The sequence below is a fragment of the Ilumatobacter fluminis genome (assembly GCF_004364865.1).
GTDB lineage: Bacteria > Actinomycetota > Acidimicrobiia > Acidimicrobiales > Ilumatobacteraceae > Ilumatobacter > Ilumatobacter fluminis.
In genome coordinates this window covers 4,335,417-4,354,398 of the sequence record NZ_SOAU01000001.1, presented here as the reverse complement: position 1 = coordinate 4,354,398, position 18,982 = coordinate 4,335,417, and the positions used below count along the sequence as shown (strand labels likewise).

Genomic DNA, 18,982 nt, shown 5'->3' with positions numbered 1-18,982 from the left:
GCATCGGTCGGATGATACGGCACGCGCCACCAACGGCCCGCCGAGCGGTGTCGATCGGGTCGGTCAGCGGGCGAACACCATCGAGTCGTCCGCGAACGCCTTGAACTCGAGCGCGTTGCCCGACGGGTCGAGCACGAACATCGTCGACTGCTCGCCCGGCTCGCCGGCGAAGCGGGTGTGCGGCTCGATCACGAAGTCGACGGCGGCGGCCTCGAGGCGGTCGGCGAGCGTGCGCCAGTCGTCGGGCGTGAGCAGGAGGCCGAAGTGGGGAACGGGTACGTCGTCGCCGTCGACCGGATTCGTCACACGATCGCCGGCCTGCGCGGTGAGATGGGCGACGATCTGGTGGCCGTACAGATCGAAGTCGACCCAGTGATCGGCGCTGCGACCTTCGGGGCATCCGAGCACCTCGCCGTAGAAGCGTCGTGCCGCGGCGAGGTCGTGGACCGGGAAGGCGAGGTGGAAGCGAGGACGATCGGACATCGCCGTCAGCGTACGACCGTCTCGTCAGCGAGGCATCGGGATCGCGTACGTGCCCTGCGCCGTCGAGGTGATGCGATCGGGAGCGCCGTCGACCCAGATGTGGCACGTACCGACGACGCTGCGCCGGTTCGCCGCCTCGAGCGTCGCTCGGCAGATCATGCGGGTGCCGATCGCCGGACGCAGGAAGCGCATCGACAGCTCCGACGTCAACGCCATCGGCTCGATCCGGCCGAGCGCGGCGAACGTGAGGTACCAGAGCGCGCCGTCGGCGATCTTGAACTGCGTCGGTCCGGACACGTAGCCGCCGGGCCGAATGTCTGTGGCCTCGTCGACCTCCCACGAGGTCATCACGTACCCGTCACCGATCTCGGTGCACAGGTTCCGCATTTCCTCGTACTCGGCGAGGATGGTCTCGTTGATCAACTCCGGCGTCAGCTCGCTCACCGCCAGCACGCTACGAGACAGCCACCCGGACGAGCGGGGTCGGACCATGGGGTCGGATACGTTTCGTCGGCCAGCCGGTCCGTGCCTCGGGTCGCTTCGACGAAACGTATCCGACCCCATTCGTCGCGGCCGTCCGTCGTGGTAGGACATGAGCATGGAGCATGTGGTGATCGTGGGGGCGTCGTTGGCGGGGCTGCGGGCGGCGGAGACGCTGCGGGGCGCCGACTTCGACGGGCGGATCACGATGATCGGCGGCGAGACCCACCACCCCTACGACCGGCCGCCCCTGTCGAAGCGGTTGCTGAGCGGGGAGTGGGAACCCGATCGCATCGCACTCCGCAAACCCGATCAGATGGACGGCCTCGACCTCACGTGGCGCACCGGCGCCCGAGCGGTCGGGCTCGACGTCGAGTCGCGCACCGTCCTCGTCGGCGACGGGACCCACGTCGAGTTCGACGGCCTCGTGATCGCCACGGGCGCCGACCCTCGCACCCTGCCCGGCCAACACGCCCACGATTCGGCGCACGTGTTGCGCACCCTCGACGACTCGCTCGCACTGCGCGCCGAGATCGCCGACGGTGGCAAGCGGGTCGTCGTCATCGGCGCCGGCTTCATCGGGCTCGAGGTCGCCGCGACCGCCCGCGGACTCGGCAACGAGGTCACCGTCCTCGAAGGCGCCCCGGCGCCGCTCATGCGAGGGCTCGGTGCCGAGATGGGCGCAGCCGTCGCCGCGATGCACGACGATCACGGCGTCGACGTCCGGTGCGGTGTGTCGGTCGCCGCCATCGCAGGCCGTCACGTCGAGTTGGCCGACGGCACGACGGTCGACGCCGACGTGCTCGTCGTCGGGATCGGTGTCAGCCCGGCGGTCGACTGGCTCGACGGATCGGGCCTCACCATCCACGACGGTGTCGTGTGCGGCCCCGACCTCGGCGTCGGCCACGACGGCATCTTCGCCGCTGGCGACGTCGCCCGCTGGCACAACCCCCTGTTCGACGAGGCGATGCGCGTGGAGCACTGGACCAACGCCGCCGAGCAGGGCGCCATCGTCGGTTCGAATCTGATCGCCTGGCGGGACGGCGAACCGACCCGCGCCTACGAACCCGTCCCGTTCTTCTGGAGCGAGCAGTATCACCACCGCATCCAGTTCCTCGGACGTCCGGCCGGAGACGACGAGGTGTGCGCGGTCGCGGGTTCGGTCGACGACCGCAAGTTCGCTGCCCTCTACGGCAGTGGCGGACGGCTACGGGGCGTGCTCGGGCTCGACATGCCCCGTCTCGTCATGCCGTTCCGGAAGCACCTCGAGCAGCGCATCTCGTTCGACGACGCCGTCGACGTCGCCGCCGAACTGACGTCCTGACAACCGGCCTCATCGTCGGGGGTATCGGAGGAGGTCTCCGCGTGCATAGGCTCGCGACATGTCGAATCTCTCGAAGGTTTGGTTCAAGGTCACCGACCTCCACGTCGCCAGCGGACGCGGGTGCCGCGTCACCACCGTCGACGGTCACGAGTACCTCGACTTCGCCGCCGGCATCGCCGTCAACTCCACGGGCCACTGCCACCCGAAGGTGACCGAGGCGATCGCCGCGCAGGCGGAGAAGTTCATCCACGCGCAGGCCAACGTGTACACCCACGACCTGCTCGAGACGCTGGCCGGCAAGCTCGACGCGATCACGCCCGAGTCGATCGACACGTTCTTCTTCGCGAACTCGGGCGCCGAGATCACCGAGGCCGCGGTCAAGCTGGCCAAGCAGGCGACGAAGCGACCCAACACGATCGTGTTCCAGGGGTCGTTCCACGGCCGCACCCACCTCGCGATGTCGATGACCACGTCGAAGACGGTGTACCGAGCGGGTCACGCCCCGCTGCCGAGTGGCGTCTACGTCTCACCGTTCCCCGACCCGTTGGCATCCGATCAGGAAGCCACGGTCAGCGCATCGCTCCGTGCGTTCGACCGCCTGCTCGCCACCCAGACCGCACCGTCGGAGACCGCGTGCGTGATCCTCGAGCCGGTGCTCGGCGAGGGCGGCTACATCCCGGCGCCGCAGGCGTTCGTCGAAGGCATCATCGAACGGTGCCGCGAGCACGGCATCTTGTTCATCGCCGACGAGGTCCAGTCGGGCTTCGGTCGCACCGGCGAGTGGTTCGCCGTCGACCGGCTCGGTGTCGAACCCGACATCATCTGCATGGCGAAGGGCATCGCGTCGGGCTTCCCGCTGAGCGCTCTCGGCACCCGACGCGAACTCGACGACCTGTGGCCCACCGGCAGCCACGGTGGCACGTACGGCGGCAACCCGATCGGGTGCGCCGCGGCGATCGCCACCATCGACGTGATGAGCGAGCCGGGCTTCATGGACAACGTGCGGGCGCGCGGCACCCAGCTGCGCGACGGACTGAGCGAGTTGAAGGAGCTGCATCCCGAGCTGCGCCAGGTGCGCGGCCCGGGTCTGATGGTCGCCGCCAGCTTCGAGGACTCGAGCCGGGTCGGCCCGGTGCTCGAGCACTGTCTGCGTGAGGGCCGCCTGATCCTGATGAACGCCGGGACCGCCGGCAACATCGTCCGGTGGATGCCGCCGCTGATCGTCACGTCCGGCGAGATCGACGAGGCCGTCGGCGCCTTCGCCGCGGCGCTGAAGGCGACCGCCTGACCCGACCGTGCCCCGTCTCGACGCCGCCCGACTGCTCGCCTGGCGCGAACTCCAGTCGGTCGTCGCTGCCATCCACCGCGACATCGACGACGACCTGCGTCGCGAATGGGCGGTGCCGCTCGTCTCGTTCGAGGTTCTCAACGCACTGCGCGACCTCGGCGGGCGAGCCAGGCCGCAAGACGTCGCGGCGTGGATGCGGATCCCACCCTCGAGCCTCAGCCGTCGACTCGACCGGCTCGAGGAAGAGGGCTGGATCGCGCGCCATCGAGACGTCGATCCGCTCGACCACCGCGCCGTCGACGTCGAGCTGACGCCGCGTGGTCGCACGCTGTGGCGGGAGATGAACCTGTCGTTCCGCCGGTCGGTGCAGGCCCGGTTCGCCAGCCGGCTCACCGACGACGAGATCGCCCTCGTCGACGAGATCACCCGGCGGGTCGACCATCACGATCGACCCGCCGACTGACGCGCTCTATCGGACCGGTTCGACCAGGTCTTCGGGAGTGTCGGGCACCTCGACGTCGACACCGCTCTCGGCGAGCAGCTCCTCGAGGTGAGCGCCCTCCACGTTGAGTCGCGGCAGGATCTTGTCGATCCAGCGCGGGAGCCACCAGTTGCGGTTGCCGAGCAGCTCCATCGTGGCAGGCACGAGCAGCATGCGGACGAGGGTGGCGTCGAGGAGCACCGCCAAGGCGAGACCGGTACCGAACAGGCGGATGATGCGGTCGTCCTCGAGCAGGAAGGCGCCGAACACCACGACCATGATCGCCGCCGCAGCGGTGATGACTCGTGCCGTCGCGGCGAGGCCGTCGGCGACGGAGTTGCGCGGGTCGCCCGTGCGGTCGTACTCCTCCTTGACGCGTGACAGGAGGAACACCTCGTAGTCCATCGACAGACCGAAGACGATCGCGAACATCATCATCGGGATGAAGGGCTCGATCGGGCCGCCCTCGATACCGAGCCAGCCCTGCTGGAAGATCGCCACGACGACGCCGAAGGCGGCGGTGATCGACAACACGTTCATGATCACGGCCTTGATCGGCACCAGGATCGAACGGAACACCATCATCAGGAGGAAGAACGACACGATCAGCACCGCACCGAAGAAGATGATGTTGCGACCGCTGAGGTAGTCGGAGAAGTCGATCGACGCCGGCACGGCACCCGTCAGGTTGGCCTCGACGCCGGTGCCCTCGACGATCGGCTCGAAGGCCTCGCGCAGGGCGAGCACGGTGTCCTCGGTGTCGGCGTCCTGCGGCGCGCCCTCCGGGATGATCTGGATGATGAACGCCTCGGAGGCGGCCGGGTCCTGGAAGTTGTTCGGGAACGGCTGGCCGACGGCGGCGACGCCCTCGGTCGCCTCTGCGGCGGCTGCCAGTTCTTGCACGACGGCGACGTCGTCGGGGCTGTCGGTCTCGATCGCGAGGACGAACGGTCCGTTGTAGCCGTCGCCGAAGCCTTCGGCGACGAGGTCGTACGCCTGACGGGTCGTGGTGTCCTCGGCGAAGTTGCCTTCGTCGGAGAACCCGAGCCGCATCCCGAACACGGGGAGGGTGAGCAGGACGAGGATGGCCGTGCCGCCGATGAGGGCGATCCACGGACGGTGCTGGATGCCGCGACTCCACTTGTAGGCGAGGGTGTCACGCAGCGGCTTGCGCTTGCGCTCGGGCACCATCTTCTTGAGCGCCGGCACGAACGAGCCGGCGATCAGGGTGACGATCGCCAGGCCGGCGCCGAACAGGAACAGGGTCGGGTTGCCGAGGCCGGCGCCGAGCAGGCCGAGCGCCACGAAACCGGCGGCGATCAGGCCGCGCCAGCGGGTGACCTCGATGCGGCTGTGCGTGAGCGACAGCAGCGCCGGGAGGAGCGTGACCGACGAGATGAGGGTCACGAACACGGTGGCGGCCGCCGACATGCCCATGCCGGCCACGAACGGCAGACCGATGAGGAGCATGCCGAGCAGCGACACGACGACGGTGATGCCGGCGAACACGACGGCGCGGCCGGCGGTGTCCATCGCCGCCTCGATCGCCGTCTTCGGCTCGACGCCGGCGTGGGTCAGCTCGCGGTAGCGGGTGACGATGAAGAGGGCATAGTCGATGCCTGCGCCGAGGCCGATCATGATGCCGATCAGCGGGGCGAAGTCGGGGATGGTGAACGCCTTGGTCAGCAGGGTGACGAGGCCGGCGCTGCCGACGATCACACCCGACAGGGCGACGCCGATCGGCAGACCCATCGCCAGCACCGAACCGAACGACACGATCAGGACGATGATCGCGAACGCCAGACCGATCAGCTCGGTCTCGGGCGGCTCGAACTCGGCGAACATGGCGCCGCCGATCTCGACTCGCAGGTCGCCGGTGTCGGCGACGATCTCGTTCAACTCCTCGCCGATCTCTCCCGACTCCGTCTGGTCGACGTCGTCGGAGAGGTTCAGCTGGGCGTAGGCGATCGTCCCGTCGGGGGCGATCTGGGCGGCACCCTGCTCGCTGAACGGGCTGATGACGGTGACGCCGTCGATCTCCGCGACCTCGACGAGGATCTCCTCGATCTCGGAACGCACCGCCGGGTCGGCGATGCCCTGCTCGGCCTGGAAGACGAGCTGGCCGCCGAACTGGCTGGTGGCACCGGGGAAGTACTCGCTGATGGTCTCGAACCCGTCGGAACTCTCCGACTCGGGTGACGAGAAGCTGCTGTCGTAGGAGGGGCCGACGACGCCGGCCAGGGTCATGGCAGCGACGATGGCCGCGAGCCATGCGCCGATGACGGTCCAGGGATGTTGATGGCACCAACGTGCGAACGAACGAAACATGTGGGGGTGGCTCCTGGGGTCGGCGAACTCGGGCGAGCGGTTCGGTTCTACCGAATGCTCACACGTTCCGCAACGGTTCCGTAGCGCAATATGCCAGACGTCACACCGCACGCCTCGTTGTCGAATCGGGTCATACCGCTACCGTCGAGTAGCACCATGCCCCGTCCGCTCAGCGCCGCAGCCCGCACGAAGATGCTCGACGCCGCCCAGGCGATCATCATCGCCGACGGCATCGACGCCTGCACGGTCGACGAGGTCGCACGCCGCTCCGGCGTCGCCAAGACGACGATCTACCGGCACTTCGCCAACGGTGACGAGGTGGTGATCGCGGCGGTCGAATGCATCAAGACCGACGTCGAGGCACCCGACACCGGTTCGCTGGCCGGCGACCTGCGAGCGATGGTCGAACGCTTCGTCGACGGGGTCGAACCCACCGTCTCCCGGCGGCTGTTCGTGTCGATGCTGCACCGAGCGATCGACCACCCCCAGTTCGAGCAGGCGTTCCGTCGCACCCGCGAAGCCGAGTACGGCCCGCTGCGGATCGTGCTCCAACGGGCGATCGCACGCGGTGAGGTCGATCCCGAGATCGACGTGACGCTCGCGATGCAGTTCCTCCAGGGGCCGTTCCTCGTGCAGCACCTGCTCCGGCCCGACGCGATCGCGCTCGACGAACGACTCGATCAGATGATCGAGCTCTCCTGCCGAGCACTCGCGCCGCAGCCGGTCACGGCCTGACGTCGGGGCAGGCCCCGACGTTCGTCAGGCGTAGAGCGCCTCGATCTGCTCCGCGTAGCGGGCGTGGATGCCACGCCGCTTGAGCTTCGAGGTCGGGGTGAGCACGTCGGAGTCGGGCATCCACTCCTCGCCGATCAAGACGAACTTCTTGATCTGCTCGACCTGGGCGAACTGCTCGTTGATCTCGGTGACGCCTTCCTGCACGAGGGCGATCACGTCGGGGTCGGTCGCCAGTTCGGTGAGCGACATGCCGGCCTTGCCGTTGTCGGCTGCCCAGACCGGGGCGACCTCCGGGTCGAGCACGAGCAGCGCCGAGATGAACTTGCGCTGATCGCCGATCGCGCACGCCTGGCCGACCAACGGGATCAGCTTGAGCGCCGCTTCGAGGTTGGCCGGGCTGATGTTCTTGCCGCCCGACGTGATGATCAGTTCCTTCTTGCGATCGACGATGCGCACGTATCCCTCGTCGTCCATCTCGCCGATGTCGCCCGAGTGGAACCAGCCGTCGACGAGCACCTCGGCGGTCTTCTCCGGCTGGTTCAGGTAGCCCTGGAACACGTTGCCGCCGCGGCAGATGACCTCGCCGTCGTCGGCGATCGCGACCTCGCAACCGGGAATGGCCTGGCCGACCCATCCCGGCTTGTTGCGAGCCGGTGTGAACGTCATCGGGCCGCTGGTCTCCGACAAGCCGTACACCTCGGCGAGGTTGACCCCGATTGCGTTGAACCATTCGAGCACCTGGGCCGGCAGCGGCGCCGCACCGGTGATCGCCAGTTCGAGCTCGTCGAGACCGACCAGGCCGCGGACCGTCGAGAAGGCGATCGCGTCGAGGAACTCGAGGGTGCCGATCTGCTCCTCGGTCGCCGTGCCCTCGCGCTGCGCACGCTTGATCTCGATCGCAGCGGCGACGCCGTCGTCGAACTGCTGCTTCTTCTCGGGGTCGGCCGACAGGGCAGCGATCACGCCCGCGTAGATCTTCTCGAACACCCGCGGCACGCCGAACAGCATCTGCGGGTGGACCTCGCGCAGGTACGAGGTGAGTTCGCTCGGGTCGGGGCAGCAGTAGACCTCGAGCCCGTCGATGAGGGAGCGGTAGTGGCTCGTCATGCGCTCGGCGATGTGCGCCATCGGCAGGTACGAGATGACGCGCCAACCCTTCGCGTCGGGACGCTCGATCGACTCCCACAGCGACTCGGCGGTGTAGACCACGTTGTACTGGCTGATCATCACGCCCTTCGGCGGGCCGGTCGTGCCGGAGGTGTAGATCAGGGTGGCGAGGTCGTCGGGCTGGGTCGCCTCGGCGAGCGCATCGAGATCGGCTTCGCCGTGCGCCATCAGGTCGGCGACCGGGAAGACGCCCTCGGGCAGGTCGCCCTCGGGCGGATGGATGACGTAGATCTTCTCGAGCAGCGGCAGGGCGCCTCGCACCTTCAACATGCGCTGCAGGAATCCATCGTCTTCGAGGATGGCGATGCGGGCACCGGCGTCGCCGGCGAGGAACTCGATCTCCTCGGGCGACGACGAGTTGTAGATCGACACCGGCGTCGCCCGGACGAACTGTGCACCCAGGTCGTGCCAGTGGAAGTCGGGACAGTTGCGCATCATCAGCAGAACTCGCTCGCCGGGCGTGACACCGTCGGCGAGGAGGCCGGCCGCGGTCCGGGCAGCGAGCTCGCGAACCTGGGCGACGGTCCAGCGGTTCCAGCCGCCGCTGTCGTCCATCGAGTTGAGCAACGGGAAGTCGGGCTGCTCGGCCGCCTGTTGCAGGAAGCAGCGGGGGGCCGTCTGTCCGGCGACCTTGGCGTCGAGCTCGGCGATCGTGGAGCGCTGTGTCATGCGGCACAGTCTCGCGTGACCTCGGGCACAGCGCCAAGAGGCGTTGTTCCCGGCTTCGGACGATTCGTTCCGGGCTGGGTTCGGCGCGGGAACGTGTCGTCGGTCACACTGTGGCGATGTCCACCGCCGTGATCGTCGATGCGGTCCGCACCCCACTCGGCAAGCGCAACGGCCGCCTGCGCGAGTGGCATCCGGTCGACCTCGCATCGGTCGTACTCGAGGCGCTCCGCGAGCGGGCCGACCTCGACCCGGCCGTCGTCGACGACGTGATCATGGGCTGCGTGATGCAGGTCGGCGAACAGGCCATCAACGTCGCCCGCAACGCAGTGCTCGCCGCCGGCTGGCCCGACACCGTGCCCGGCACCACCGTCGACCGTCAGTGCGGATCGAGCCAGCAGGCGGCGCACTTCGCCGCCCAGGGCGTGATGGCCGGTTCGTACGACGTGGTCGTCGCCGGGGGCGTGGAGGTGATGACCAGGGTGCCGATGGGCTCGTCGATGGCCGACGGCCGGTACGGCTACCCGTTCGGCCCGAAGCTCGGCGCCCGCTACGCACCCGCCGGCGGGCTGGTGCCTCAGGGCGTGTCGGCCGAGTTGGTCGCCGACGAGTGGGACGTCAGCCGCGACGAGATGGACCGGATCGGTTTCGAGTCGCAGCGCCGGGCGGCGCGAGCGGTGTCGGAGGGCCGGTTCGAGCGTGAGATCGTGCCGCTCGTCGACGCTGCCGGATCGACGATGACCGACGACGAGGGCATCCGTCCGACCGACCTCGAGACGCTCTCCCGGCTGAAGCCGGTGTTCGTCCCGGCCGAGTCGGGCGGGCGCGTGACCGCCGGCAACTCCAGCCAGATCACCGACGGCGCCGCCGCCGTGTTGATCACGAGCGAGGAAGCCGCGCACCGGTTGGGGCTCCGACCGCGAGCCCGATTCGTCGAGTTCGCCGTCGCCGGCGCCGACCCGCGGCTGATGCTCACCGCCCCCATCCCGGCGACGCGCAAGGTGCTCGAACGGGCCGGCCTGACCCTCGACGACATCGACCTGATCGAGATCAACGAGGCGTTCGCGGCCGTCGTCGCGGCGTGGCAGCGCGAGACGGGGGCCGATCTCGACAAGGTCAACGTCAACGGTGGCGCCATCGCACTCGGGCATCCGCTCGGGTGCTCCGGTGCCCGCCTGCTCACCACGCTCCTGCACGAGCTCGAGCGGACCGGCGGGCGATACGGCCTCCAGGTCATGTGCGAGGGCGGCGGCATGGCCAACGCCACCATCATCGAGCGTCTCGACGCCTGACCGAGGCGGCGTTCCGAATGGCCTGTGGGCCGCGTTCGAGGGGTGTGATGCCTGTGCAAAGCGGGTCTCAAACGGGTGCTCGTCGGCCGATTTCCCGCTGTGCACAGGGGCTGGGGATAAACCGATAGCGTGACCGCATGATCGTGGCGTCGGCTGTGGGCACCGTGGTGTGGGTCGCCCTGGGCCTACTCCTGATGGTCGGCATCTGGCGAATGGGGTGGGCGATGCTGCAAGCGCTTTCGGCGCCGCCGATCGAGCCGCCCGAGCCCGGAGAACTCCGCAAGGTGAACGTCAGGTATCGCTGTGATGTCTGCGGTGTGGAGCTGAAGTTGACCGTGGCCCCCGATGACGATCCGCCCCCGCCGAGGCACTGTCTCGAGGACATGGTGATCGTTCCGCCCCTGTACGACTGACTCGTCCACACACCTGTGGATAAGTCTGGGGGAAATGACACTGGTGTGATTCTCCGAATGTGGACAACCTGTCCGTGTCGGATGTCACCGTGCGCGCGCAACTGTTGACGCGGGTGAGGGTATGTCGTTGCCCGGAGACGGGCCGTCAGCGGCGGACGACTAGCGCCACTTGGTGGCGGTGTAGAGACCGCCGAGGAAGCAACCGAGGCCGATGAAGAGCGGCCAGTTGCCGTCGACCAAGCCGAGGTTGCGCACGATGATGATCACCATGCCGAGCCCGAGCAGGACGAGCATCAGCACCGGGATCCACGGCTTCGGCTCGCGCATCTCCGACGTCACCGGTGGGGTGTAGCGAGACGACGTGTGTACGCCGCGCTCGTTCTCTTCGGGGTTGGCGATCCGCTGGCCCTCGCCGGGACGGGTTCCCTTCGGGGTCACACGGCCGCCGCCGGTCTTGCGCTTCGGAGGTGCCACGATCGACGAGTCTACGGGGAAGTGCCGCCCGACACAGGCGACCGCCTGGAAACCGGGTTCAGTCGGTTCTCGGCGATCTGGGTTCCGGTGGGGGACCAGGCACGCCGGACAGTGGGGTGGCGCGGGTGTCGGGTTGGTTCTCGGTGGTTGTGGTGCGGAATGTCGGACGTGTGCCGCCGAGATCGCGGGTGGTGTGGGTGTCGGGTTGGTGCTCGGTGGTTGTGGTGCGGAATGTCGGACGTGTGCCGCCGGGATTGCGGGCGGTGTGGGTGCCGGGTTGGTGCTCGGTGGTTGTGGTGCGGAATGTCGGACGTGTGCCGCCGAGATTGCGGGTGGTCGGGTCCCCCGGTGCCCTTGTCGCAGCGTCGGGTGCGGTGTTCGCGCCTGAAGGCGGTGGTGTTCGGCGTGGTCGGGTTCTCGGTGATCTGAGTTCCGGATGCTGGACTGTTGTCATCGAGGTCTGGGTGGCAGCGGCGTCCAGTGGCTTCTCGGTGGCTGTGGTGCGGTTTCTCGGACGTGCGCCGCCGAGATGTGGATGGCGTCCGGGTTCGGGTCGCAGTCGGGCGCCGTGGAACCGTTGGGGGAGGGGGTGGGGCTCGCGGGTAGCGTCGCCGTCGTGACCCGGGTGCTCGTCATCGACTCGTACGACTCGTTCGTCTACAACCTCGTCCAGTACCTGGGTGAGCTCGGGGCCGACCCGATCGTGCATCGCAACGATCAGATCACGGTCGACGAAGCACTGGCCATCGAACCCGACGCCGTCTTGATCTCACCCGGGCCGGGTCGGCCCGAGACGTCCGGCATCATCTGCGACGCGATCGGAGCCTTCGCCGACGCCGGCACGCCGGTGCTCGGGGTGTGCCTCGGCCATCAGGCGATCGGCCACGTCTACGGCGCCGACGTCGTGCGAGCGCCCGAGCTGATGCACGGCAAGACGTCGCCGATCGAGCACGAGGGGGCCGGGGTGTTCGCCGGTCTGCCGACGCCGCTCACCGCGACGCGGTACCACTCCCTCGTGCTCGACCCCGACACCGTGCCCGACGAGCTCGAGGTGACCGCCCGCTCGGTCGACGGGATCGTGATGGGTGTCCGCCACCGTGAGCACGACGTCGAGGGTGTGCAGTTCCACCCCGAGAGCATCCTCACCGGCTGCGGCCACGACCTCCTCCGTACCTTCCTCGCCCGCGCCAACTGACCTCGCCAGGCCCCGCTTTCGGCGGCGTTGGTTCACCGGGCCGCACCTGAGGTCACCGAGATCGTGGTGGCCTGGGTGTCGCCGGTTCTCGGCGGCTGTGGTGCGGAATGTCGGACCGGGTCCGCCGAGATCGCGCTGGGGAGGGTTGTGGGATCTCGGCGGCGTGTGTTGCGCGGGTCGCACCTGGGTTCACCGAGATCGATGGGGGCCGGGTGCGGTTGGGTTCTCGGTGGCTGTGGTGCGGGTTGTCGGACTGGGGCCGCCGAGATCGATGGGGGCCGGGTGCGGTTGGGTTCTCGGTGGCTGTGGTGCGGGTTGTCGGACTGGGGCCGCCGAGATCGATGGGGGCCGGGTGCGGTTGGGTTCTCGGTGGCTGTGGTGCGGGTTGTCGGACTGGGGCCGCCGAGATCGATGGGGGCCGGGTGCGGTTGGGTTCTCGGTGGCTGTGGTGCGGGTTGTCGGACTGGGGCCGCCGAGATGGTGGAGGGTAGGTGTTGCCGGTTCTCGGCGGCGTGTGTTGCGCGGGTCGCACCTGAGATCACCGAGATCGATGAGGCCTGGGTGCCGCTGGGTCCTCGGTGGCTGTGGTGCGGGATGTCGGACTGAGGTCACCGAGATCGATGGGGACCGGGTGCGGTTGGGTTCTCGGTGGCGTTGGTTGCGGCGAACGCAACTGGGGGCGCCGAGATCGCCGGAGGCCTGGGTTGGCCGGCTGCTCGGGGGCAGCGCAGCGGGCACCACCGAGACCGCCCCGGGGCGGTCAGGGCTGGTCGGGGCGTTCGAATCGGCTGACTCGGTGGATGCCGAAGTTCGAGTCCTCGTGGAGTGCGGCGACCAGCGTGACCGGGTGGGTGAAGCGCTCGTCGAACTCGGCTTGCAGACGGCGCTGGATCTCGGTGTCGCCGACACGCTCCCACGCCGCCATCGACTCCCACACGAACACCAGGTGCACCCGCCCGGGGTGGGCGTCGTCGACCCACACTTCCTTCGACAGGAAGGGGATTCGCTCGAATCCCGGCAGCAACGCCTCGCCGAGCGTCCAGACCTCGTGGTCGACGCGGAGGAACTCGTCGAGATGCGCCGGGTCGACGTCGAAGACGAGGACCTCGACCGGCAGCCGCTCGCCCGACGTGAATCGGTACAGCGCGTCGGGCATCAGGGCGCGGCGGTCGACGACGTGGTGGTGGCGGGCGCCGTCGTGGTGGTCGTCGGGGGGACCGTGGTGGTCGTCGTCGTGGTGGTCGTGGTGGAGGTCGTGGTCGTCGTCTCGGCGACGCGTGCCTGACCGATCACGACACCGACGACGGTGCCCTTGTCGACTTCCTGGTTCGGCGGGATGCTCTGCTCGAGCACCGTGCCGTCGTTCGGATCGCCCGGTTCGAGCTCGCGGTACTGCGGTTCGATGCCGAGACCCTCGTCGGCGAGCAGGTTGCGTGCCTGACCTTCCGACAAGCCGACCAGCGGCGGCACCCGCACCTGACCTGGGCCCGAACTGACGATCAGTTCGACCGTCGAACCGCGGTCGACCAAGGTGTTCGGTGGCGGGTTCGTGCTGATCACGGTGCCGGCCGGGATGACCTCGTCGACCTGCGTGGTGACGGTGACGAGCAGTCCGTACTGGTCGGATTCGAGCAGGGCGCGGGCCTCGGCCTCGGGGTCGCCGATGATGATCGGCGGGATCGCCACCTGGTCGGGGCCACCCGACACGACGACGGTGATGACGGTGTCCTGCGGGACGCGGCTGTCGGCGGGCGGCTCGGTGCGGATGACGAGCCCTTCGGCGACGTCGCTCAACTCGGATGTCTCCGCGATCTCGAATCCCTCGTTGCCGAGGAGCGCGGCTGCCTCCTCGAGCGTTCGCCCGGCGACGTTCGGCACGGTGACGAGGGCCGCCGTCGGGTTGTAGTACACCTCGACGACCTGACCTTCGGTCACGATCGTGCCGGGACCGGGCACCGTCCGGTGCACGAACTCCTCCGGCACGGTCGGGTTCTCCTCGGCGAACACGCGGTACTCGAGCCCGAGCGAGGTGAGTGCCTGGGTGACGCTGTCGAGCGGCTGACCCGTGTAGTCGTCGAGGGTGCGGGCGGCGGAGACGTCGTCGCTCTCCTGCGTGAGCCCCTGGTACAGGAGCACGCCACCGGCGACGAGGGCCACTAGCGCGATGAACGCAGCGAGGGCGTACCAGCCGGTGCGGCTGTTGGAGTCCTGGTAGTAGCGGGCCTCGGGCGACGCGCCGGGCGGCAAGGTGGTGATGTCGGCGTTCGGCTGCGCCGGCAGGGCGTTGGTCGGGGCGCCGGCGATCTGGGGATGGGCGTGGGCCGTGCGGGTGGCCGGGTCGACTCCCGGCGGCGTCGTCCCGACCGTGGTGGCAGCCGCAGCAGCTGCAGCGGCAGCCCCGGCGGCGGCAGCGGTGCCGGGACGAGCCATGCCCGCAGCCGGCGTGCCCGGTCGGGCGGCGGCGGCGACGAGTGCCTGCACCTGCTCGCCGTTGCGGAACCGGCGCAGGTCGTCGCGCAGCGCGTGTGCGCTCGGGTAGCGCAGCTTGGGATCCTTCGCGAGCAGCTTGGCGACGATCGCCTCGAACGGGCGCGGCATGCCCTCGACCAGCTGGTTGAGCGGCGTCGGCTTGTCGTGCACCTGCTTGTAGGCGATCGCGACCGGGTTCTCGCCGGTGAACGGCGGCCGACCGGCCACCATCTCGTACATCACGATGCCGAGCGAGTACAGGTCGCTGCGCGGGTCGGGCTGGGCGCCCTGGGCCTGTTCGGGGCTGAAGTAGCTGGCCGTACCCATGACCGACCCGGCCTGGGTCAGGTTCGATTCGGTGCCGGCGTTCATGGCGCGGGCGATACCGAAGTCGGCGACCTTCACCTGGCCGTTGGCGCCGACCATGATGTTGGCCGGCTTGATGTCGCGGTGGGCGAGCCCGGCCTCGTGGGCGAACCCGAGGGCGGCGGCGACCTCGCTGGCGATCTCGGCCGCCTGCTTCGGCGTCAGCTGCTGATTCGTCTTGAGGATCTCGGCGAGGCTGCGGCCCTGCACGTACTCCATCGCGATGAAGTAGGTGCCCTCGTACTTGCCCCAGTCGTACACGTTGACGATGTTGGGGTGGCTGAGGTTGGCGGCGGCCTGCGCCTCGCGACGGAACCGTTCCACGAAGTTCGGGTCGACCGCGAACTCGGGGAACAGGATCTTGATGGCGACCTGGCGGTCGAGCAGGAGGTCCTTGGCGAGGAACACGTCGGCCATGCCGCCGCGCCCGACCCGCTTGTGGATCTCGTATCGGTCGCTGATGACCGTCGCTTTGCCGCTCTCACTCATCTGATTGCCTCATGCCCGCGGCGCCACAGGGGCGGAACGGGCCGATCCACGAGGATACCGACGGGTTTCGCCGACTCACCGTCATGGGGGTGCCGCGGACCGTACCCGACGGACCGCTTCTCAGCTGGTTCATCGGCGCCGATCGGCCGGTCCATGATCACGGTTGTGGCTCCGTCGCAGGTGCCCCGGCCGGGGTCGGCGGGTCGATGCGGAACATCTCGTCGAGCATCGCCTTGGCGACGGGCCCGGCGAGGCGGCCGCCGGTGCTGGCCGAGATCTCGGCGTTCGTGCCCTGGATGATGACGGCGACCACGTACTTGGGATCGTCGGCCGGCGCATAGGCGGTGATCCAGGCGTGCGACCGTTCGGGCTCGCCCGGGCCGTTGAGCTGGGCCGTGCCGGTCTTGGCGGCGACCGGGATCCCGCCCTCGAGGGCGATGCAGCAGCTGGCCGTGCCCGACTCGGCGACCTGCACCATCAGGTCCTGGATGATCTCGGCCGACTGGCGGCTGATCGGCCGCTTCCACACGTCGGGCTGGGTGCGGCTGATCACCCGGCCGTCGTGATCGAGTTCGGCGTCGACGACGAACGGGCTCATCATCTCGCCGTCGTTCGCCACGGCGCCGGCCGCCATCGCCATGTGCAACGGCACCATCTGCACCTCGGCCTGACCGAACCCGCTGATGGCGAGGATCGGCAGCCGCTCGTCGAGGTCGTCGGTGTTGCCGAGGGTGCTGGCCGCCGGGCGGGGCAGGTCGATCGGTACGTCCTCTTCGACACCCCACCGGTCGATGTACTCGGGGTACTGGTCGGGGCCCATGTCGACCGCGATCTTGGCGAACGGGATGTTGCACGACCGACGGAAGACTTCGGCCAGGTCGCCGCCGCAGCTCGTGCCGCCGTAGTTCATGATCGGGTCGTCCGTCTGGGGCGGTACCCACTCGGTCTCGTACGGCCACGTCGTCTCGGGCGTGATCGTGCCCGAGTCGAGGCCGGCGCCGGTGGTGAGGATCTTGAACGTCGAGCCCGGCATGTACCGCTGCATGTAGGCGTTCGCCAGGAGCGGGTCGCGTTCGTCCTCCTGCAGCTCGGTGACGTACTCGAACGCCGCGTCGTAGTCGGGGTCGGCCACCCGGTTCGGGTCGAAGCTCGGCCACGACCACATCGAGATCAGTGCGCCGGTCTCGACGTCCATCAACACGATCGACCCCTGCCGCTGACCGAGCAGGAATTTGGCGACCTGCTGCATGTCTTCGCGGAGCGTGAGGCGGATCTCGCCGGACTGGTCGTTCTCGGTCGACAGGAGGTCGCCGAGAGCGCGCACCTGCTGGGTGAACGTGTCGCCGGTGAGCACGTCGGACTTCGAACGTTCGAGTTGGGTCGAGCCGAGACCGAACGTGTAGTAGCCGACGATCTGGGCGAACAGATCGCCGGTCGGGTATTCGCGCTGGTAGGCGACGTCGCTCTCGGGGTCGTCGATCGGCGTGGAGCGGGCCACGACCACGCCGTCGGCGGTGACGATCTGCCCGCGTGGCGTGTCGAACTCCTTGATGACGGCGCGGGTGTTGCCCGGCTCGGACGCCAGTTCGTCGGTGCGGTCGACGGCCCAGTAGTTGAGCGCGGCGAACAACGCCACGTACAACCCCATCAAGACGACGGCCAGCTGTCGGATCTTCCGGTTCATCGCCCCACCACCCCCGGACGCGTGGTGGCGTTCGGCTGCGACTCCGCCGGACTCCTGGTGGATTTAATCGCCTTGGGGTCCACCGGTGGACTCGAGGTGGATTTAATCGCCTTGGCGTCCGCCGGGTGGGGACAGGGCCTTGCCGGACTCCTGGTGGATTTAATCGCCTTGGGGTCCACCGGTGGACTCGTGGTGGATTTAATCGCCTTGGCGTCCGCCGGGTGGGGACGGGGCCGGCGCACGGGGGTGCCGGGCGGCGGGAGGAGGGCCGCGGTCATGACGCCAGTTTCCGCTCTGCTCGGCGCAGTTTCCACGCGGCCCACCGTTCGCGGGGCGTCGGGTCGTCGGTGCGTTCGCCGCGGCGGATCGCTCCGGCGTCGGACAACCGGATCAGCAGCGCCAGCAGGATGTAGTTGGCGAGCAACGACGAACCGCCGTACGACACGAACGGCAGGGTGATGCCGGTGAGCGGCACCAGCTTGATGACGCCACCGATGATGATGAACGCCTGGATGCCGACGATCGTGGTGAGGCCGGTCGCCAGCAGCTTCTCGAACGTGCGGTCGGTGCGGATCGCGATCCGAAACCCCGCACCGATCAAGAGCAGGTACGCCATCAGGATCGAGGTGGCACCGATGAGCCCCATCTCCTCGGTGATCGCCGCGAAGATGAAGTCGTTCTGGGCGAGCGGCACCTTGTCGGGTGAGCCGCGGCCGAGGCCGGTGCCGGTGATGCCGCCGTCGCCGATGCCGTAGAGGGCCTGCACGATCTGGAAGCCGCTGCCGTACTCGTCCTCCCACGGGTCGAGCCAGATCGAGACACGGGTCTGCACATGGTCGAACAGCCGCCACGCCACGTACGCAGCACCGCTGAACAGCACGATGCCGAGGATCAGGTAGATGTTGCGTTCGGTCGCGACCCACAGCATCACCACGAACAGGGTGAAGAACAGCAGTGACGAGCCAAGATCGCGCTGGCCGACCATCACCAGCACGGCGAAGCCCCACGCCACGACGAGCGGCAGGATGTGCTGCGGTTCGGGGAGCCGGAGTGGGCCGACCTTCCACGTGGAGGCGGCGATCAGCTCCCGCCGGTCGGCGAGGTAGGCGGCGAAGAAGATCGCCAACGCGAGCTTGGCGAACTCGCCCGGCTGGAAGTTGATCGGCCCGACGCTGACCCAGATGCGGGCGCCGCCCGCCGCGTATCCCAGCCCGGGCAGCATCGGGAGCAGCAACATGCCGGCGCCGATGAAGAACAGGGTCCACTTGTAGCGGGCGAGGTCGATCGCCCGCTGGACGAACAGGAGGGTGGCGCAGAACGCGCCGACGGCGATGAGCGACCACAACGCCTGGAAGCCGGCCAGGTCTTCGTCGAGTCGGGTGATCATGACGAACCCGAGACCGTGGAGGAGGAACGCGAGCGGCAGCAGGGTGCCGTCGGCGCCACGGGCCAGCTTGCGGACGGCGATGTGGGCGACGGCGATGAGGATCAGGACGAGCCCGAGGAAGGGCCCCATCCGGGCCGGGATCACCGAGTTCGCGCCGAGCGACGCCAGGGTGTAGGCGACGCCGACGATGGCCGCAGCCATCACGATCAGGGTGAGCTCGGTCTGCCGGCGGTACTGGACGACCGTGCGAACGCTCATGTC

The 18,982-nt window shown here is 68.7% G+C and carries 16 protein-coding genes; 7 read left to right on the top strand and 9 right to left on the bottom strand.

The annotated features are described in order from the left end of the window. Nucleotides 1-63 precede the first annotated feature (63 nt). On the bottom strand, nucleotides 64-483 hold the full coding sequence (locus BDK89_RS19715) for a VOC family protein (RefSeq protein WP_133870584.1): 420 nt from the start codon (nucleotides 481-483) through the stop codon (nucleotides 64-66). A gap of 24 nt (nucleotides 484-507) precedes the next feature. After that, entirely contained in the window at nucleotides 508-927 is a 420-nt protein-coding gene (locus tag BDK89_RS19710; protein ID WP_243839228.1) for a PaaI family thioesterase, read from the bottom strand. Between the two features lie 154 nt (nucleotides 928-1,081). Here BDK89_RS19710 and BDK89_RS19705 point away from each other — a divergent pair, with 154 nt between their 5' ends. From BDK89_RS19705 to BDK89_RS19695, 3 genes are read left to right on the top strand one after another with little or no spacing between them, the layout of a single operon-like run. Continuing rightward, a complete protein-coding gene (locus tag BDK89_RS19705) occupies nucleotides 1,082-2,287 on the top strand; it encodes an NAD(P)/FAD-dependent oxidoreductase (RefSeq protein ID WP_133870583.1) in 1,206 nt (401 codons plus the stop codon). 58 nt (nucleotides 2,288-2,345) lie between these two features. Continuing rightward, a complete protein-coding gene (locus BDK89_RS19700; RefSeq protein ID WP_133870582.1) occupies nucleotides 2,346-3,575 on the top strand; it encodes an aspartate aminotransferase family protein in 1,230 nt (409 codons plus the stop codon). 7 nt (nucleotides 3,576-3,582) lie between these two features. Beyond that, nucleotides 3,583-4,038, top strand: coding sequence for a MarR family winged helix-turn-helix transcriptional regulator (locus BDK89_RS19695; RefSeq protein ID WP_133870581.1), 456 nt, complete (start codon nucleotides 3,583-3,585; stop codon nucleotides 4,036-4,038). A 6-nt stretch (nucleotides 4,039-4,044) separates the two neighbouring features. On the opposite strand, the gene BDK89_RS19690 is transcribed toward BDK89_RS19695, so the two are convergent. Continuing rightward, nucleotides 4,045-6,303 carry an MMPL family transporter gene (locus BDK89_RS19690; RefSeq protein ID WP_166657711.1) on the bottom strand — a complete coding sequence of 753 codons (2,259 nt, stop codon included), beginning with the start codon at nucleotides 6,301-6,303 and terminating at the stop codon, nucleotides 4,045-4,047. Between the two features lie 237 nt (nucleotides 6,304-6,540). On the opposite strand from BDK89_RS19690, the gene BDK89_RS19685 reads away from it, so the two are divergent. Continuing rightward, on the top strand, nucleotides 6,541-7,119 hold the full coding sequence (locus BDK89_RS19685; RefSeq protein WP_166657710.1) for a TetR/AcrR family transcriptional regulator: 579 nt from the start codon (nucleotides 6,541-6,543) through the stop codon (nucleotides 7,117-7,119). Between the two features lie 24 nt (nucleotides 7,120-7,143). Here the strand turns inward: BDK89_RS19685 and BDK89_RS19680 are convergent, their stop codons facing one another. Beyond that, nucleotides 7,144-8,955 carry an AMP-dependent synthetase/ligase gene (locus tag BDK89_RS19680; protein ID WP_133870578.1) on the bottom strand — a complete coding sequence of 604 codons (1,812 nt, stop codon included), beginning with the start codon at nucleotides 8,953-8,955 and terminating at the stop codon, nucleotides 7,144-7,146. A gap of 116 nt (nucleotides 8,956-9,071) precedes the next feature. Between BDK89_RS19680 and BDK89_RS19675 the strand changes: the two genes are divergently transcribed. Both BDK89_RS19675 and BDK89_RS19670 read left to right on the top strand, forming a co-directional pair. Continuing rightward, nucleotides 9,072-10,244, top strand: a complete 1,173-nt coding sequence (locus BDK89_RS19675) for a thiolase family protein (RefSeq protein ID WP_133870577.1) — start codon at nucleotides 9,072-9,074, stop codon at nucleotides 10,242-10,244. 137 nt (nucleotides 10,245-10,381) lie between these two features. After that, the gene (locus tag BDK89_RS19670) at nucleotides 10,382-10,657 is read left to right on the top strand and encodes a hypothetical protein (RefSeq protein WP_133870576.1); all 276 of its coding nucleotides are present in this window, start codon (nucleotides 10,382-10,384) and stop codon (nucleotides 10,655-10,657) included. 159 nt (nucleotides 10,658-10,816) lie between these two features. Here BDK89_RS19670 and BDK89_RS19665 read toward each other — a convergent pair whose 3' ends face one another. Beyond that, the gene (locus tag BDK89_RS19665; protein WP_133870575.1) at nucleotides 10,817-11,131 is read right to left on the bottom strand and encodes a cell division protein CrgA; all 315 of its coding nucleotides are present in this window, start codon (nucleotides 11,129-11,131) and stop codon (nucleotides 10,817-10,819) included. A 616-nt stretch (nucleotides 11,132-11,747) separates the two neighbouring features. Here BDK89_RS19665 and BDK89_RS19660 point away from each other — a divergent pair. Continuing rightward, nucleotides 11,748-12,326: an anthranilate synthase component II gene (locus BDK89_RS19660; protein ID WP_243839227.1), complete on the top strand. Its 579-nt coding sequence runs from the start codon at nucleotides 11,748-11,750 to the stop codon at nucleotides 12,324-12,326. Between the two features lie 760 nt (nucleotides 12,327-13,086). Here BDK89_RS19660 and BDK89_RS19655 read toward each other — a convergent pair. The 4 genes from BDK89_RS19655 to BDK89_RS19640 all read right to left on the bottom strand — a co-directional run bounded on the left by BDK89_RS19655 (nucleotide 13,087) and on the right by BDK89_RS19640 (nucleotide 18,979). After that, a complete protein-coding gene (locus tag BDK89_RS19655; protein WP_133870573.1) occupies nucleotides 13,087-13,482 on the bottom strand; it encodes a TIGR03792 family protein in 396 nt (131 codons plus the stop codon). Next, nucleotides 13,482-15,650, bottom strand: a complete 2,169-nt coding sequence (gene pknB / locus BDK89_RS19650) for a Stk1 family PASTA domain-containing Ser/Thr kinase (RefSeq protein WP_133870572.1) — start codon at nucleotides 15,648-15,650, stop codon at nucleotides 13,482-13,484. Before pknB ends, BDK89_RS19655 begins: the two co-directional genes overlap by 1 nt. 157 nt (nucleotides 15,651-15,807) lie before the next feature. Continuing rightward, on the bottom strand, nucleotides 15,808-17,334 hold the full coding sequence (locus tag BDK89_RS19645; RefSeq protein ID WP_133870571.1) for a peptidoglycan D,D-transpeptidase FtsI family protein: 1,527 nt from the start codon (nucleotides 17,332-17,334) through the stop codon (nucleotides 15,808-15,810). 274 nt (nucleotides 17,335-17,608) lie between these two features. Continuing rightward, nucleotides 17,609-18,979: an FtsW/RodA/SpoVE family cell cycle protein gene (locus BDK89_RS19640; RefSeq protein ID WP_133870570.1), complete on the bottom strand. Its 1,371-nt coding sequence runs from the start codon at nucleotides 18,977-18,979 to the stop codon at nucleotides 17,609-17,611. Between the last annotated feature and the right edge of the window lie 3 nt (nucleotides 18,980-18,982).

Coding starts and splice junctions, on each gene's coding strand:
- BDK89_RS19640 (WP_133870570.1), bottom strand. CDS start 18,979: ATGAGCGTTCGCACGGTCGTCCAGTACCGCCGGCAGACCGAGCTCACC.
- BDK89_RS19645 (WP_133870571.1), bottom strand. CDS start 17,334: ATGAACCGGAAGATCCGACAGCTGGCCGTCGTCTTGATGGGGTTGTAC.
- BDK89_RS19705 (WP_133870583.1), top strand. CDS start 1,082: ATGGAGCATGTGGTGATCGTGGGGGCGTCGTTGGCGGGGCTGCGGGCG.
- BDK89_RS19670 (WP_133870576.1), top strand. CDS start 10,382: ATGATCGTGGCGTCGGCTGTGGGCACCGTGGTGTGGGTCGCCCTGGGC.
- BDK89_RS19700 (WP_133870582.1), top strand. CDS start 2,346: ATGTCGAATCTCTCGAAGGTTTGGTTCAAGGTCACCGACCTCCACGTC.
- BDK89_RS19675 (WP_133870577.1), top strand. CDS start 9,072: ATGTCCACCGCCGTGATCGTCGATGCGGTCCGCACCCCACTCGGCAAG.
- BDK89_RS19655 (WP_133870573.1), bottom strand. CDS start 13,482: ATGCCCGACGCGCTGTACCGATTCACGTCGGGCGAGCGGCTGCCGGTC.
- BDK89_RS19715 (WP_133870584.1), bottom strand. CDS start 483: ATGTCCGATCGTCCTCGCTTCCACCTCGCCTTCCCGGTCCACGACCTC.
- BDK89_RS19685 (WP_166657710.1), top strand. CDS start 6,541: ATGCCCCGTCCGCTCAGCGCCGCAGCCCGCACGAAGATGCTCGACGCC.
- BDK89_RS19680 (WP_133870578.1), bottom strand. CDS start 8,955: ATGACACAGCGCTCCACGATCGCCGAGCTCGACGCCAAGGTCGCCGGA.
- pknB (WP_133870572.1), bottom strand. CDS start 15,650: ATGAGTGAGAGCGGCAAAGCGACGGTCATCAGCGACCGATACGAGATC.
- BDK89_RS19690 (WP_166657711.1), bottom strand. CDS start 6,303: ATGACCCTGGCCGGCGTCGTCGGCCCCTCCTACGACAGCAGCTTCTCG.